16 protein-coding genes are annotated in these 16214 nt (G+C 64.2%); 4 read left to right on the plus strand and 12 right to left on the minus strand.

Features of this window, described 5'->3' with window-relative positions:
* The first annotated feature begins 381 nt into the window (after positions 1 to 381).
* Positions 382 to 768, plus strand: a complete 387-nt coding sequence (locus G3N61_RS01340; RefSeq protein ID WP_241017498.1) for a nuclear transport factor 2 family protein — start codon at positions 382 to 384, stop codon at positions 766 to 768.
* A 73-nt stretch (positions 769 to 841) separates the two neighbouring features.
* Here G3N61_RS01340 and G3N61_RS01345 read toward each other — a convergent pair whose 3' ends face one another.
* From G3N61_RS01345 to G3N61_RS01400, 12 genes are all read right to left on the minus strand, one after another.
* Positions 842 to 1876 (minus strand): helix-turn-helix domain-containing protein, encoded by a 1035-nt coding sequence (locus G3N61_RS01345; protein WP_089454031.1) that lies wholly within the window; start codon positions 1874 to 1876, stop codon positions 842 to 844.
* 430 nt (positions 1877 to 2306) lie between these two features.
* On the minus strand, positions 2307 to 2804 hold the full coding sequence (locus tag G3N61_RS01350) for a hypothetical protein (RefSeq protein WP_205821152.1): 498 nt from the start codon (positions 2802 to 2804) through the stop codon (positions 2307 to 2309).
* A gap of 53 nt (positions 2805 to 2857) precedes the next feature.
* Positions 2858 to 3256, minus strand: coding sequence for a hypothetical protein (locus G3N61_RS01355; protein WP_205821153.1), 399 nt, complete (start codon positions 3254 to 3256; stop codon positions 2858 to 2860).
* 140 nt (positions 3257 to 3396) lie between these two features.
* The gene (locus G3N61_RS01360; RefSeq protein WP_205821154.1) at positions 3397 to 3837 is read right to left on the minus strand and encodes a hypothetical protein; all 441 of its coding nucleotides are present in this window, start codon (positions 3835 to 3837) and stop codon (positions 3397 to 3399) included.
* A 175-nt stretch (positions 3838 to 4012) separates the two neighbouring features.
* The gene (locus G3N61_RS01365; protein WP_205821155.1) at positions 4013 to 5059 is read right to left on the minus strand and encodes a methylated-DNA--[protein]-cysteine S-methyltransferase; all 1047 of its coding nucleotides are present in this window, start codon (positions 5057 to 5059) and stop codon (positions 4013 to 4015) included.
* Complete coding sequence (locus tag G3N61_RS01370) at positions 5046 to 5819, minus strand: isocitrate lyase/phosphoenolpyruvate mutase family protein (RefSeq protein ID WP_205821156.1); 774 nt, start codon at positions 5817 to 5819, stop codon at positions 5046 to 5048. Before G3N61_RS01370 ends, G3N61_RS01365 begins: the two co-directional genes overlap by 14 nt.
* 355 nt (positions 5820 to 6174) lie before the next feature.
* On the minus strand, positions 6175 to 6639 hold the full coding sequence (locus tag G3N61_RS01375) for a two pore domain potassium channel family protein (RefSeq protein ID WP_205821157.1): 465 nt from the start codon (positions 6637 to 6639) through the stop codon (positions 6175 to 6177).
* A gap of 44 nt (positions 6640 to 6683) precedes the next feature.
* Positions 6684 to 6902 carry a hypothetical protein gene (locus tag G3N61_RS01380; RefSeq protein ID WP_205821158.1) on the minus strand — a complete coding sequence of 73 codons (219 nt, stop codon included), beginning with the start codon at positions 6900 to 6902 and terminating at the stop codon, positions 6684 to 6686.
* A 259-nt stretch (positions 6903 to 7161) separates the two neighbouring features.
* Positions 7162 to 8055, minus strand: coding sequence for an alpha/beta hydrolase (locus tag G3N61_RS01385; protein ID WP_205821159.1), 894 nt, complete (start codon positions 8053 to 8055; stop codon positions 7162 to 7164).
* 211 nt (positions 8056 to 8266) lie between these two features.
* Entirely contained in the window at positions 8267 to 9715 is a 1449-nt protein-coding gene (locus G3N61_RS01390; protein ID WP_205821160.1) for a catalase, read from the minus strand.
* A 157-nt stretch (positions 9716 to 9872) separates the two neighbouring features.
* Positions 9873 to 12599, minus strand: coding sequence for a LuxR C-terminal-related transcriptional regulator (locus G3N61_RS01395; RefSeq protein WP_205821161.1), 2727 nt, complete (start codon positions 12597 to 12599; stop codon positions 9873 to 9875).
* A gap of 362 nt (positions 12600 to 12961) precedes the next feature.
* The gene (locus tag G3N61_RS01400) at positions 12962 to 13279 is read right to left on the minus strand and encodes a hypothetical protein (RefSeq protein ID WP_205821162.1); all 318 of its coding nucleotides are present in this window, start codon (positions 13277 to 13279) and stop codon (positions 12962 to 12964) included.
* Positions 13280 to 13446: 167 nt separating this feature from the next.
* On the opposite strand from G3N61_RS01400, the gene G3N61_RS01405 reads away from it, so the two are divergent.
* From G3N61_RS01405 to mdtN, 3 genes are all read left to right on the plus strand, one after another.
* Positions 13447 to 14529: a porin gene (locus G3N61_RS01405; RefSeq protein ID WP_043186024.1), complete on the plus strand. Its 1083-nt coding sequence runs from the start codon at positions 13447 to 13449 to the stop codon at positions 14527 to 14529.
* A gap of 309 nt (positions 14530 to 14838) precedes the next feature.
* Positions 14839 to 15144: a YtcA family lipoprotein gene (locus G3N61_RS01410; protein WP_241017499.1), complete on the plus strand. Its 306-nt coding sequence runs from the start codon at positions 14839 to 14841 to the stop codon at positions 15142 to 15144.
* A 14-nt stretch (positions 15145 to 15158) separates the two neighbouring features.
* Positions 15159 to 16214 carry a multidrug transporter subunit MdtN gene (gene mdtN / locus G3N61_RS01415; protein WP_089454021.1) on the plus strand — a complete coding sequence of 352 codons (1056 nt, stop codon included), beginning with the start codon at positions 15159 to 15161 and terminating at the stop codon, positions 16212 to 16214.

Below are 16214 nucleotides of genomic sequence, written 5' to 3' on the forward strand. Positions count from 1 at the left end.
CCGGGAAGCGGCAACGCGCACGAGGTGGCTCGCGCGGCGAAGTCAACGATGGAGGGAAATGTACCGAGTGCGATGCGCAACGGTTAGCCGGCGCGTTTCAATGGATTGACTGTGCGTCCCACCCACACGGCGTGCGGTGCGGGCGAGCGCACAGAAACGGATCGTCGATGCATTGGGACAAAAGCGCTAACGGTTGCGGCCGCCCCTTTCATACCATCACACGCAGCCACCTCCCGCCTGTCGACGCGGCCGGCTGGACGCATGTCGACGGCACGCTCGTGCGGTTCGAGTCCTGGCCGTCGGCATGGCGACATACCGGCGTTGCGGCGGGGGCCGGTCTCGACAATCCTGCGTTGCCATTCACTGATCATGGAGGTTCGTATGGCACTCAATCCGCTGCAACAGTTCTTCTCGAAGGTCGGCGCCCGTGACGTATCGGGCGCGCTCGCCGTCATCGACGACGCGACGGTGTTCGAGCCGCAGGGCCCCGAGAGCCTGCCGATCTACGGGCGCTTCGTCGGCAAGGCCGGTGTCGAACGCCTGCTCGGCACGCTGGCCGAGCAGTTCGAGACCGAGCAGTTCGAGATCCGCCAATGGGCCGAAGCCGCCGACCATGTGTTCGCGTACGGCTACATGCAGCATCGCGTGCGCAAGACGGGTCGGACCTTCAAGAGCGACTTCGCCGTCGTGGCACAAATCGACGGCAACGTGATCCGCCACTATCGGATCTTCGAGGACACGGCTGCCGCCGTGGCAGCGTTCGCCTGACCGCCCGGCAGGATGCCCGTCCGGCCCGGTGCACTGCACGCCGGGCCGTCGCGCGTGGTGTTCGCCACGTCGTTCAGCGAATCTGCGCGAGCCAGCCGTTGTAGTCGGTATCCGTGTGTCGTTGCAAGCGATGCTGCGCGTTCCCCGCGACGATGCGCGTGTCGCTCGGTGCGTGACCGAACTCCAGCCTGAACGCGCGGCTGAGCTGCGTGTTGCTGTTGAAGCCGTACCGGTATGCCAGGTCGCCGATCCGGTGCCGTGAGCGCTCGGGCGACATCAGCACGCGGTGAATCGCAAGCAGGCGGCGTTTGCGGATGTAATTCGCGACACCGCCGTCCTGCTCGAATAACCGGTACAGACCCGAGCGCGAGATGCCGATCGCCTTGCAGATTCGATCCGGCGACAGGTCCGGTGATTCGAGGTTTTGCCGGATGTATTCCTTGATCTTCACGTACAGGGTCGACAGCAACGCGTTGTGCGCATTCGACATCTCTTGAGCGGTCGGGCTGAGCATCGCCTTCACCAGGCTCAGCGTCGCCTGCTCGGCATGCAGCGTTTCCGCTTGCGACAGCGTGCCGATCTGGTCGAGCAGGTTCCTCAGAAAACTATCGAGGAGCTGGCTGATGCCGCCACTGAAGAGGGTGCCGTGGACGCTCGACGGCAGGTTCGGCAGCAAGTCACGCGCGACCAGCAGCGTGACCGCGTCGCCCGCTTGGATTTCACGGTGATAAGGACGCGCCTGGTCGACGACGAGGATGTCCCCGGGCTGTACGAACACCGGCCTTCCATCGATTTCCCCGCGCACGATTCCCGCGTCCCGGAGGTTGAACGAGTAGTTGTCCATCCCGTCTCGCCGAATGAACGCCGTCGAACGGTTCAGCGTGTACGAGAGCGGAATGGCCGCGCGCCCCGGATGACGGTAGGTCCATTTACCGACCGAGATGTTGCCAAGCGTGTATCCGATAAATTGGTAGTCAATGATCGGGTCGATCGGCGTGGTTAAAGAAAACTCTGCAATCGAATACTGTGTCTGCCATGCGTCGAACCGGTCGGCAGGTGAATAATCCTGTAAGGAAAAACGGAAAAGTGGATTTGCCGCGCCGCTCATTTTGTGGCCCTCGATGTCGTATTTCCGTTTGCTGAATTATAGGAATGTTTCTTAAAGGAAGGGGGGTGAAGAAGGTTGGGCCGCTATGTAGATTTTCTTATATCTATATAGCTTCTCTGGGGGTTTTAATTGCATCTGGATTGAGGGTGATTCTGTTGCTTTTAATGGGGTTCAACCGCGGGAGATGGCTTGCGGAGTAAGCCTTGTCTTCAAAAATTCCCGACGGTGATCTCGAGCTGTAGCCACGAAAGCCGTGGCGGATGAGGGCTGGAGGACGATCGTTGATCGATGCGCCCGTTGATATGCGGTGGCATTTTGGACAAGCCCGGCGGCCGGTCTGCCACCGAGGCCAGCGCCGGGGAAGCCCTCCGGCACGTCCCGGCCGTGATCCGTCAGGTCGCCCTCGCGAGCCATCGCCGTCATGCAGCGGCTACACCGCCCGGTGCTGCTTCACCAGTTCCACGGTTTCGCACGCTCGAAGAATCGTGTCTTGCGAGAATGGCGACAGCGGATGTCCGTTGAGCCACACAATCCACTCGATCACGGCATCGCACTCGATGTCTGTCAGCTTGGGCCAGCGCTGCAGAAAATAGTCATCCCAGTATTCCGCAACCGGCGATCTGTCCAGCGACCCCATCAAGCTCTCGATGACCGTCAGTGCAACCTGATTGTCTTCGACCGAAACGCGGATGATCCCGGGTAGAAAGTAGCAGAATGCTTCGGGCGTCAATCTGTAAATGGCGTCGGCGTATTGTGTCCAGTCGTGAGCCGTCGTCTCATCCCAGCGCAGGTTCGAGAAGTGCAACGCGTCGTCGTAGTCGTTCGTGTGGGATGAGACGGCCGGAATGACCGACGTCGGCCTCATGCGTTCGGAGAAGGCCGCTCTCACCTGTTTCATCACGAGACGCCCGTCGTCAGCTGTGTGCATTTTCGGTCACTGCTTGCTGGTGGAGTACGACGCCGAGTATTGCTTCGACGGCCTCAACTTTGCTTGCGCCGTACAAGTGAACGCGCCCAGCCGGCGATCGCGACAAACGTCAGGCCGGGGGAACACATCAATGCGACGAACAGGTCGAAGCCTTTGGAAAGCTCGGGCTCGGCGGCCCCAAAAATCCAGCGACTGATCGCTCGCGTCACGGCGTACCACACAGCCGCGCCACCTGCCGAATACAAGCCGATCAAGAGCCAGGGCTTTGTTTCCGGTTCAACCTTGCGCCAGATATAAATCGCATACACAGTCCACGCAGCGTAGATTGGAACCCACAGGGGGCGAGGGATGTCGGAAGACGGGACGAAAATCGACAGGATCGCCACAAGGATCACGAGAACGATCAAACCGGTGATGTCCGAGAAGTATCGGTTTCTTTGCACCGTGAGCATAGGTATCAGTCTCTCATTCCTTGAATGCTGAATGGCGGACTTGCGCAGGCGTGCTGAAACGACAGAGGCCCGGCGCCTGGCTGGCGACTAGCATACACGGCTGCGACGGCGCCTGGATGGCGATGGCTGGGATACCGCGCCTAGATGATTCGCTTCCACGAACCGTTATCCGCTTTCTCGGGCTCGACGAATGCCCAGATCGAACGGCAGCAGGTGCAGCGACAGTACATGACCGAACCTGCCGAATCGGGTCCTTCGGAAGAGAACTGAGGCTGAGGAAGGTTGGCGAGGACGCTGTTTGCGACGGCCGCGTCATGACGATCGGCGTATTGCCGATACTCCTGACGTGATTCGAATGCTTTCGGCTCGCCAATACCGAGACAGTGCACGCAGGCCGGAAGCAGGCGCGCGATTGCCCCGTTGCTTTGCGCCTCGCTTCCGCGCGTGAGCTTCAGCCATTCACCGCGCGGGATTTGTGCGCCCACACGCGTTCTTTCGCCGTCAAGCCACACGCGCAACTGAGGCAGGTCGATATCTCGCTCGCGATAGCGGCGGAGCATGTTCTGAATATCCTGATCCATTGTGGGCGTGCACCTGACTGTCGACGGGCGTCGTTCGCTGACGCAGCGAGATCGGCATCGCCACCACGATGCCTCTCACAAAATAACCGAGATCCAGTATGCCTCGGGATTCGGAGACGGCGGGTAGCGATTCGCCACCTTGTCCTTGATGGGTTGTACATCCTCCCGACGCTCGCTATGCATGACGCTTCTCATGTTCGAGGAGCCATTGCTTCCGCGCCAGTCCGCCGCCATAGCCGGTGAGCGCCCCGTCCTTCCCCAATACCCGATGACAGGGGATGACGATCGCCACGCGATTGGCGCCGTTGGCGCCGGCCACTGCACGGACCGACTGGGGCTTGCCGAGCCTCTCCGCCTGCTCGCCATAACTGGCCGTGCTGCCGTACGGAACGGCCTGCAACGCCTGCCATACCGATTGCTGGAATGGGCTGCCGGGCGTGTCCAGCGTCAGATCGAACTGCTTGCGCGTACCGGCGAAGTACTCGCCGATCTCACGCTCGGCCTGGCGTGTGTGCGCGTTTTCTCCCGTCAGGATGCGCGCTCGCAAAAGTCGCTGAAGATCCTTGAATTCAGTCTCGAGCATCCGCCGATCGACGAATTCGAGCAGGCAGACGCCCTGCTCGGTGGCGCACACGAACATCGGCCCCAGGGGCGTGGTGAAGCGGTGGATGAGGATGACGTTCGCGGCCTCGGTCGGCGCACGCCCGGTCAGTTTCCGGCAGGTGTAGCCGAAGCCGCTGAGCGAGTCGTAACCGCTGTCGAGCGCGACGTCGATGGTGCGACGGCCAGCCTTCAGTTCCTCCAGTGCCGTATTGATCCGCAAGGAACGCTGGAACGCCTGGAAACTCATTCCGTAGTGCTGCTGGAACCAGCGGCGGATCCGCTCCGGGCTGAGCCCGCGCTGCCTGAGGCGCGCGTCGCTCAGGCGTTCCTTCGGGTGGGCGCGTACCCAGTCGATGGCCTCGGCCACGTCCGGTGGCGCTGCATGCGCGTTCTCGGTCGGCCGGCAGAGTTTGCAGGGCCGAAAGCCGGCATTGAGCGTCTCCCGCAGGTCCGTGTAGAACACCACGTTCTCGCGTTTGGGTTTGCGCGCCCGACAGGTCGCGATGCAGAACACGCCCGTCGTTTTCACCCCGACATAGAAGATGCCGACATGATCCGCCGCGCGCTCGACCAAGGCGCGGTAGTAAGCGTCGACTTGCAGGGTGTCAGTGACCAGCATGGCAGAACACCGGATCGAAGGATTGCCCGGCGCGCACATCGCCAAACAGCTGCTGCAGCACGTGGTGCGCCCGCTGGTGCAGGAAATTGCCCATGCTGATGCGCTTGACGCCCAGTGCGGCCAGGCGCCCGAACGACGGCAGGGTCGGCATGCACATGACGTTCAGCGGGAGCGGGACGCCGCCCACGATTGCAGCGATATCCGCTTCGTCGGTCAATCCGGGCACAAAGAGGCCGTCCGCCCCGCTTTCGGCATAGCGTCGACCGCGTGCGATGGTTTCCTCGCGCGCACGGTCGACCTCCAGCAGATAGGTGTCGGTGCGCACGTTGAGGAACAGTTCAACGCCGGCAGCCTGCAAGCCCGCACGAATATCGCGCAGGCGCTGCACAAAAGGCTCGACGTCCACCAGCGTACGCTGGCCATCGCGCACCACGCTGTCCTCCAGGTTGACACCGACGACGCCCAGGGCAGCTAGTTCACGCAGGTTGGCGACGACAGCCTCGGACGTCGCACCATAGCCGGCTTCGACGTCAACGGTCAGCGGCAGGCCGGAAACGGACCGGATGCGGGCAACCAACGCCTTCAGTTCGTCAAAGCCGACTCCCTCGCCATCGGCATAGCCCAGTGAGTCGGCAATGGCGGCGCTGGACGTCCCGATTGCCGTGTAGCCGGCCGTTTCCGCGGCACGGGCGCTGGCGGCATCCCAGACGTTGGCGAGCAACAGCGGTTCGGCTTGTTGATGGAGCTGGGAAAAAGTCATGATGCGTTTCTCGGTTGGGCGGGGGGAAAGTATGGGTTTCCCGTCGCTCGCATCACAACCGAAAACTGGACAACGATTTTTTTATGCGGCGGCGCGACTGCTTGTGGCGTCCATCGGCCCCGGAAACGGCAACGTTATCAAAAGGTGCGTCGGACAGGCTACCCGAAAATTGTGCGGCGAGGGATCGACACTCGGCCATCCGCGGCTTCGAGGTTGAAAGAGGGCGTGGCGTCGCGAGGAGGGCCCCCGAACGCGCAGGCCACAGGCCGCATTGCGCGGCGCGCAATCGGTGCGGCACGCGGGTTGCGTCAGTTGTCCGATACCGGCGTGCCGCGCGGTATCGACCGTCGATCCGCTATCGGGAGGACGCGGGGCGATGCAGCGACTGGGCGATCGCTGCGAAGTCGGCCTGAATGACCGCGAACAGGAAGGCGGTGGACATGCCGAACAGCAGCACGCCGTCGGATGACTCGATCGCGCCGAGCATTCGCCAGTTCGGGGTCAGCGAAAGGCCGGACGCGCCGCGGGTGGCCATCGTGTCGAGCGAGAAGAACAGGGCGTCGCTGAACGAGCCGAGCGCGTTCAGGTGAACCAGCACGACGGCCCACAGAGCCGCTTCCAGCGTATGCAGCGTGCCGAGCGTGATGCAGATGAAGGTGACGATGCCGACCAGCTTGCGCAGTTGCACGTGAATGGTGTCGTGCTGCATGTCGAGGGCGCGGCGTATTCGACGCGCACCGACAGCCAGGAGGACCATCGCCGCCGCGTGAATCAGGATGTTGGTCATGCTGAGAAGCGCACCGATCGTCCAGCTTTCCATGATGAATGGGTTTGGTCAGGAATGGGAAGGAAAACGCAACCGCTTCAAGCCTCGGGCAAGGCGTGTACGGCAGCCTGTTCGTCGGTTTCCGTCATGTGTGTGCGCTGCGCGGCTTGAGCGCGATGTCGAGCTTCGAGATCCAGCCAGGGCTTGACGATCATCAGGGCCTTGTACACGCGATCGACGAATGCGGCGTTGTTCTCGGCGACGCTGGCGGTCCACTGGCGCAGGGCCGGCGAGATCTCGGGGATGGCGGTGGTCATACGAATTCGCTCCTGACGAATGCCTTGCACGATCGGACGGTGCGCCGGGAAGCCTGAATGGTACGTCCGGGAGCGGTCGTGCTGCTGAACTGATTCAACAAAGGTTGGCGGTACAGAGGATTTGCCGCTTGCGTCGCGGCAGTTCGCCGCCAATGCACCCCTTGCGGGACCGTGCGGCAACGCCGCGCAACGGCCGGTTCACGCTACTGTCGTAGCCGTGCCGGCGCCGTTGCGCGACGCGCGCGGAAGTTCATTCCATTCAGTGCTTGTCCAGCCAGCCATTGACGTAGCTGGCCACGTCCTTCCAGTTCTGATCCACGATCAGCACATGACATTGCCCGTCGAACTGATGGAAATCCGCGACCGACGATGCGTCGCTGTATTTCTCGAAGTTCTTGAGGTTGAGCGCGGCGGGGATGATGTGATCGTCTTCACCGCCAATCATCAGCAGCGGCCCGTGCGGCTTCGTGAAATCGATCTCCGCCACCTTGCTGCTGGTGCCGCGCCCGACGCGGCGCGACTCGGGCACCGCGTAGTCACGGTAAAGCTGCTGCGCTTCGGCTTCCGGCACGCAATTGGCAAACGCATAGCGGAAATCATCGAACGTCGGCGCAAAGGGCTCATCGACATTCGCGAACGGGCTGATCACGGGCCAGTTGCTCTTGATGAACGACCATTTCGCGACGATCAGGCCCGACGCCGGCGCCGAATCGATGGCCACGGCCTTGGCGGCCAATCCCTCCGACAACAGCTTCTGCGCGACCAGTCCGCCCATTGAATGCCCGATCACGATGGGCTTTTCCGGGAGCTGGCGCAGCACCTGCCGATAGCGCTCGATCACCTCGTCCAGCGTCAGCTTGCCCAGCGCAGCCTGGGCTTCCGGCGAGCGTTGCTGCTCGAGCGTGCCGTCATGCAGCGGCCACGCGGGCGCGATGGTGTGATAACCGAGCTTCTGGAAATAGGCCTGCCAGTTGTCCCACGCCTTGGGCGTCATGAACATGCCGTGAATGAACACGATCGTCCGGGGATGAGCGGCCGGCTGACTCGCGGTCGTGGCCGACACGGCAGCCGTGGAAGGCGCAGCGGTCGCAGCCGGTGCGCCGGACTGATCGGAACAGGCCGCGGTCGAGGCCAGCAAGCCGGCCAGCAGCACGGAGCCGCAAAAGATTCTTGAAATACCGGTTCGTTTTTTGATTGCTTCAAACATCGCCATTGCTCCCTTGAATAAAACACGTCGGCATCGTTGCCGGTGCGGTATCGCGCGAACCGTCGCCGGCCGGCGGGACCCGCTCGCTCGATCGCGGCAACGCACCGTCGAGCACGCCCCCGTGGACGCGAGCCGCACGGGGGCGAGCGCGGATGATTTACAGCGTGCCGGCCTTCAGCGCATCCAGCGCGGCCTTGACGCCGGCACCGTACGCAGGGTCGGCTTTGGTGCAGTGCTCGATGTGCTTGTCGATGATGGGTTGCGATACACCGTGGATGTTGCGCGCCGTGTTCGCAAACAGCAGCTGCTGCTTTTCGGGCGTCATCAAGCGGAACAGATCGCCCGGCTGCGTGAAGTAGTCGTCATCGTCTTCACGGAAATTCCAGTGATTGGCATCGCCGTAAAGCTTCTCGATTGGCTCGGCGAATGCCGGTTGCTCCTGCCATTCGTTGCGGGTGTTGGGCTCGTAGCCGATGGTGCGGCCGTAGTTGCCGTCCACGCGCATCGCGCCGTCGCGATGGAACGCGTGATACGGGCACTTCGGCGCATTGACGGGGATCTGGTGATGGTTCACGCCCAGGCGGTAGCGCGCCGCGTCGGCATACGCGAACAGGCGCGACTGCAGCATGCGATCCGGCGACGGGCCGATGCCGGGCACGAGGTTGGACGGCGCGAACGACGCCTGTTCGACATCGGCGAAATAGTTGTCGGGGTTGCGGTTGAGCTCCATCACGCCGACCTCGATCAGCGGGAAGTCCTTCTTGCTCCACACCTTGGTCAGGTCGAACGGGTGGAAGCGGTAGGTCTGCGCCTGTTCTTCGGTCATGATCTGCACGCACAGCGTCCACTTCGGGAAGTCGCCGCGGTCGATGGCTTCGAGCAGGTCGCGCTGGCTGCTTTCGCGATCCTTGGCCACGACGGCTGCTGCCTCGTCGTCACTCAGGTTCTCGATGCCCTGCTGGCAGATCCAGTGGAACTTCACGTAGTGACGCGCGCCTGCGGCATTGATGAGGCTGTACGTGTGCGAACCGAAGCCGTGCATGTGACGGTAGCCGCGCGGAATGCCGCGATCGCTCATGACGATGGTGATCTGGTGCAGGGCTTCCGGCAGCCCCGTCCAGAAATCCCAGTTGTTCTCGGCGCTGCGCAGGTTGGTATACGGGTCGCGCTTGACGGCGTGGTTCAGGTCGGGGAACTTGAGCGGGTCGCGGAAGAAGAATACGGGCGTGTTGTTGCCCACCAGGTCCCAGTTGCCTTCCTCGGTGTACATCTTCACCGCAAAGCCGCGGATGTCGCGCTCGGCGTCGGCCGCGCCGCGCTCGCCGGCCACGGTCGAGAAGCGGGCGAACAGGTCGGTCTGCTTGCCGATCTGCGAAAACACCTTGGCGCGGGTGTACTGCGTGATGTCGCCGGTCACGGTAAAGATCCCGAACGCACCCGAGCCCTTCGCGTGCATGCGGCGTTCCGGGATGACTTCGCGATGGAAGTGCGCCAGTTTCTCCATGTGCCACAGATCCTGCAGCAGCACGGGGCCGCGAGGACCGGCGGTCTGCACGTCCTGGTTGTCGGCAACGGGGGCACCGGCAGCGGTGGTGAGCTTACTCATCGATGAACTCCTTCCTGGGGGATGAAGCCGAACGGCGCGAGCGCTGTTCAGCGGCTGGGTGTCGAAATATGCGGAACCGATCGGGCAACGCCGGTTCGTTCGGTTACGCCTGGAATGACGAGACTGATCGTCAGGAATACGATGCGTTGCGTTTGTTTCAGGAATGGGTTTCCCTGGCCTTGCCGCGCTCGGTCGGTGTCACGCCGAGTGCGCTCTGGACGGCCTCGAAGCGCGAGCCGACCTTGAGCTTCTCGAAGATGTTCTTCAGATGCCACTTGATGGTCTCGGGGGCGACGCACAGCGCACGTCCGATTTCCTTGTTCGACATGCCGCGGGCAATGTGATTGAGGATCTCGATCTCACGCGTGCTGAGCAGGTTTCGGGCGTCGCGCGCGTCGCCGTCGTCGGCCGGGGTGCGACGCGGGTCGAACGCGGCGAGCAGCCGATCGACGAAGGCCGGTTGAATGCCGCCGCGCTCGGACGTTTCGCGGTTCAATGTCGTCAGCAGGCGCAGCACCGGTTCGCCTTCGTCGACGAAGCTGCCGATCATGCCGTTCGGCTGCGCATAGCGCAGCGCGTCCGTCAGCGCGGCCAACGCCGCTTCGTGCGCGTGTTCCTGCTGGAGCGCCACGGCGTACAACAGCGACATCCGCGCTTCCAGGTAAGTCATCCCGGCACGGGACAGCGTGGTCCTCAACTCGCGCAGCCGTTCGGCTGCCCGATCAGGCCGGCCTGTCGCGAGATCGAGCCGTGCCTTGACCTCGCACCAGCTTGCCCACGTCTCGATGAAACTGCCCATCGGCGCCGGGATCTGCTCGGGCATCTGCGCGTCCAGAGCGTCGGCGGCTTCCCGGGCGCGATCGACCCAGCCCTGTTGCAGGCACAGCCGGACGATCTCCGCGTCGCACGACGCGCGCATGCGCAGCCAGTGTCGGGAGGCGGCGATTTCGCTTGCCTGTTGCAGGCACAGCAGCGCGGATGCGATGTCGTCGTTGCGCGCATGGAGCCGCGCCGCGGTGCGGCAGTAGCTCGACAGGGAGCCGAGCGGGCAGGCTTCCGCCGTGATGGCCGAGCGGTCGTTGATCAGTTGCCGCGCGCGGGACAAATCGTTCTGCTCGTAGCAGAGTGCCGCCAGGTAGCCCGCGGGAACCGCCGCCGCCGCCGAATGGCGGAACACGTTTGCCTCGGCATGCGCGATCGCCGATTCCAGCAGCGTGATCGCTTCCGGCAGGCGGCCGTTCACCAGCAGGTTCAGCCCGAACATGCATTCGCGGTAGACGTTGGCGTAGATGAAGTCGTGATCGTCGGCCGGGACGGCGGCCGCGCCTTGCCTGAGTCGCTCGACTTCGTCGAAGCGGCTGTCGTAGATCAGGCCGAAGATGTGCGCCGTTTCCCCGAGCCGCCTGACCCACGCGGACGCAGGCAACGACGAGAGGACGACTTCGCGCCCCAGCTCGAGCGACCGGTAGCTGTCGTCGTCGAAGCCGGAAATGGCCGCATCCACGGCAATCATCTCGATCGGCAGCGCCGTGTCGGGTTCGCCTTCCGTTCGCGTGCGATCGTCATGATGGCGCGCAAAGTCGGATTGCGCGTGCCGCAGCACCTCGCCGGCCTCCGGCATGCGCATCAGGAACGCGAGCGCCCATGCGTTTGCCAGTCGCAAGCGCAGCCGCGACTTCACCAGTTGACGCGGCAGCTTGCCGATCAGGCTCAGCAACGTGTTGACGTCGCTGCGATCCATCAAGGCCGCCGCGCAGTTCTCGACCCAGATCGCGGCCTGCAGCGCGTCTCCGGCGGCAAGCGCGTGGCGCACGGCGTCCGGCCATTGCCGCGCGTCCGCGAACCACTGGCTGGCGCGCTGATGAAGTCGCGGCAATTCATCGGCCAGTTGCCGGGCGGCACGCCGCCGCAGCGCGTCGGATAGCAGTGCGTGATAACGAAACCATTGCCGCTCGTCGTCGAGCGCGCGGATGAACAGGTTGTGACGCTCGAGCCAGTCGAGTTTTTCCCAACTGCGGGCGCCGGCGCCCATGACGGCGTCGCAGAGGCCGGGGCTCAGGTGATCGACGATCGATGTCCGCAGCAGAAACTGATACACGGGACGCGGCAGGTGCGACAGGACGGCGTCGTCGAGATAGGCGTCGATGCCGAATCGATTGCCGGCGAGATCGCGCGCGACCTTGGTGGCGTCCGCTTCTTCCTTCAGCGACAACGACGCGAGCTGCAAGCCCGTGATCCATCCTTCGGTCGCGTCGGTCAGCATCTCGACCGCGCCGCGGTCGAGCGGCGCGGTGCCGGTACGCGCGAAGAACGCCTGCGCGTCGTCCGCGGAGAAGCGCAGGTCCGATTCGTCGATCCGCAGCAGCTGGCCGTGGGTCCGGAGCTGGGCAAGCGCCAGCCTCGGCTCGCCGCGCGCGCCGAGCAGCACGTGGAAATTGGCCGGCGCGTAGCGCAACAGGCGCGACACCACCGCACATACCGGGGAAGACGTGAGCCGGTCGAAGTCGTCGAGGATCAGAAAGACCTGCTTGCCGCACGCGGCGATCTCGTTGAGCAGCACGGAGATCACGGTCTTGCCGGGCGTCATCGGATCGTTGCGCAGCAGCTTTTCGGCCTGCTGACCGATGCCGCCCGTGCCGTGGTTCAACGCAGCCACGAGGTAGGCGCCGAGCTGGTCGGGATTGTCGTCCTCCTGGTCGAGGCTCAGCCACGCGACGAGCTGATGCCGGGTGCGCAGTACTTCGCACCATTCGGACAACGTCGTGGTCTTGCCGAACCCTGCCGGCGCGATCACGAGGGTGACCGCGTGCTCGGCCGCCGCGGCCAGTTTCTTCGACAGCGTCCGCCGCGCGACACGGAACCGGGGCGGGCGCGGCGGCGCCATTTTTGTCTGTATCAGCGAGAGATTCCAGAGAGGCTCATCGGATTCGGACGGCAAGTTCATGGGGGATAGTCCGGAATGCACCACATCATGTTAATGATAGTCGCCACCACTGCGATGAGGGTTTTCCCACGGTAGGGGGGGAGTCGCATCGCGCCCCCCCCGTCGTCAGACTCCGGCCTCCCCTTTGGAGGGGGGCACATCCCCCCGGCCTGCTTTTAGTCTTGCATTCAGTCCACGTCGATCCGGCGCTGCGATACGGTCATCATCGTTTCGCATGACGTCGCGACAAACGTGCTTCGTCGAATCGATCCCTACCGGAAGTATGTCAAGGAGTCCTTTGTGCCTACCGCATCGTCGATCGGTCAGACGTCATCGACCTGTACCTGCTTGCTGCCGATCCCCTCTGCGGGCCCGACGCGGTTCGCCTCCTGACGTACGTGCGCCGTCGTGCGCGTGGCCGTCCGTCGCGCGATTGCGCCCGCCTTTCCCTCCATCAGCCGCGTGCGGCATCGGGCCGGATCGGCCTGCCGTGGCCGCTGCCGCAACGTTGGCCCGCGCGGGTCGGCGTGGGCGGTGACGGCTCGATCGCCTCGGTAGCGAATGCCGAATGGCCCGCGGCGATTGCCTGCCGTTCGACATGCAATGCCGTCGATGACGGCCAGGTGCGTCGTCGATCGCATCGATGCGTGTTCTGTTTCTGCCGGACGTGACGCGTCCGGATCGGGAAGACTCCGCGCGGCGCAAGAACCGGCCGTGACGGACCTGTTGTGACGTGTAGCGAAAGCGCCGATCGGCATCCAGCCGTGACGCGACATTGAAAATAACGATCTTGGGTTGGAGGATAGACATGAAATCGACATGGCGTCAGGGAACGCTTGGCCTGGCCATTGCTGCGTCGCTGGGCGCGACGTCCGGCATGGCGCATGCGCAAAGCAGCGTCACGCTCTACGGCGTGCTCGATGCCGCCGTGCTCTACACGAACAAGTCGCTGAATCCGGCGACCGGCGCGAACGACGGTCACAAGTTCGCGATGGTCGACGGTGCCGCGTCGGCATCGCGATTCGGCTTGCGGGGCGTGGAGGATCTGGGCGGCGGGATGAAGGCCACGTTCGTCCTCGAGAGCGGCATCGACATCCCGAGCGGCGGGTTCGGCAATTCGAACGGCAACATGTTCGGCCGTCAGGCCTGGATCGGGTTGAGCGGCGGCTTCGGGTCGGTCAAGGCCGGCCTGCAATACTCGCCGTTCGTGCTGTCGCTGATCGGCACCGATCCGCGCGACGTGGCCTATTTCGGCAGCGGCGCCGTCATCTATGTCGACAGCGTGCTGGTGACGGGGCTGTTCAACCAGAACGCCGTGTCGTACACGAGCCCGGACATCGCCGGCTTCCAGGGCAGCGCGATGTTCGGACTGGGCGGGAAGGCGGGCGATTTCCAGGCGGGGCGGCAGTATTCGGCGAGCCTCAAGTATCAGCGAGGCGGGTTCCTCGTCACGGCGGCGCTCTACAACGGCAACGCGGGCGGCACGGCGGGGACGCCGATTCCCAGCACGGTTCCGTTTACCGGCCGCACCATCGGCGCGGCATACAGTTTCGGCAGCCTGACCGTCAAGGGTTCTTATGCGCTTTACAAGGTGAGCGGCGGGTTCGACAGCCGCGTGTACGGCGCCGGCGCAAGCTACACCATCACGCCTGCCGTCGAAGCCGATGCGGGCGCATGGGTGACGAGCGACGGCAACGATACCGGCAACCACTCGGTGCTGACCGCGATCGGGCTGCGGTACTTCCTGTCGAAAGCGACGACGGTTTACGGGCAGGTCGGCGTGGTTCACAACCACGGCCTGATGAATACCGGGCTCGCGATCAACGGCGCGCTGCACGAGGGCGCCGGTACGACCGTCGGTACGGTGGTCGGCCTTCGTCATACGTTCTAGGCCGGCGCGCGCGCCGTCGGGGTGCCGAGGACGCACCCCGGCGGCGTTTTCGCCGGGCTCGACCGGCGGCACGGCACAGGCCGACGCGGATCGGCATTGGAAATTTTCACAGTTTCGTTGTGCGATTTCACGATTCTCCGGCCGCGCCCCGCCCTCTAACATCGGAGATCGGGCCGCGCGGTGCCGGATCCCGGCCCGACAGGTGTTCCGCCACGCGGCGGAACCCGCGTCCGGCTGTCGCGGCAACCCGCCCGCGCGTTCTCGCGCCCTGTTCGTTCAATCCATGAATCCATTCGCCGGCATCCCGTCATGCCGTCCCTGCCCGTTGTCGTGAGTACCTTGCAGATGCGTTCGTCCACCGCCCTGACCATCGTTTCGATTGCGGCAAGCCTGTTGCTCGAAGGATGCGCGCCCGCGCCGTCGGTTGCCGTATTCGGCGCGTCTTTTCCGGATTGGCTGTTCTGCATCGTCGGCGGTGTGCTGGGCACCGTGGTTGTCCACGTCGTGCTGGGCAAGTGCGGCAAGCGCGATCTGCTCGCGCCGGTGGCGATCGGCTACCCCGCACTGGCCGCGGTGTTCGCGATGGCGTTCTGGCTGCTCTTCTTTCCTCACTGATCACGCGTACCGTTATGTCCGACGCTTCCGGCGCATCGCGCAAAAAGTCCATCGTTACCTGGCTCATCGTGGTGGCCGCGCTGGTGTTGCTCGGCGTCGTCCTGTGGCGTCTCGAGCATGCGCCGACGACCGACGACGCCTATGTCTACGCCGACACGATCAACGTCGTGCCGGAAGTGAACGGCAAGATCGTCGAGATGCCGGTACGCGACAACCAGCCGGTCAAGCGTGGCGACCTGCTGTTCCGGATCGATCCGCGGCCCTACCAGGACGCGCTGGATCAGGCACGTGCCCGGCGGGTCACGCTCGACCGGCAGATTGCGCTGACGCAGCGCTCGGTCAATGCACAGCAGTACAACGCCGATTCCGTGAAGGCGGCGGTCGAGCGGTCGCGCGCGCAGGCCAACCAGGCGACGGATACGCTGCATCGCGTGGAGCCGCTGCTCGCGCACGGCTATACGTCGGCGGAAGACGTCGATCGGGCACGCACCGCGCAACGGGCGGCGCAGGCGGAGCTGAACGCGGCGATGCTGCAGGCCCAGCAGGCGGCCGCGGCGGTGAGCGGCGTGGATGCGCTGGTGGCGCAGCGCGCGGAAGTCGACGCGCAGATCGCCCTCGCGGAGCTGAACCTCGAGTTCACCGAAGTGCGCGCACCGTTCGACGGCCGGGTGGCTGCGTTGCGCACGACGGTCGGCCAGTTCGCGTCCGCGCTCAAGCCGGTCTTCACGCTGATCGATACGCGTCACTGGTACGTGATCGCCAATTTCCGCGAGACCGACCTGAAAGACGTGCGCGCGGGCATGCCGGCCACCGTCTACCTGATGAGCGACACGGGCAGGCACTTCGACGGCACGATCGATTCGATCAGCTACGGGGTATTGCCCGACGACGGCGGCGTAGTGCTGGAGGGGTTGCCGCGCGTGGCGCGCAGCATCAACTGGGTACACGTCTCGCAGCGTTTCCCGGTGAAGATCGCGGTGCGGAACCCGGACCCGGAGACGTTCCGGATCGGCACCTCGGCGGTGGCCACGCTGCGGCCGGGTGCCGCCGTGCGCGATGCGGCACGGTGA

Source organism: Burkholderia sp. Ac-20349, assembly GCF_017104865.1.
GTDB classification, from domain to species: domain Bacteria; phylum Pseudomonadota; class Gammaproteobacteria; order Burkholderiales; family Burkholderiaceae; genus Burkholderia; species Burkholderia aenigmatica.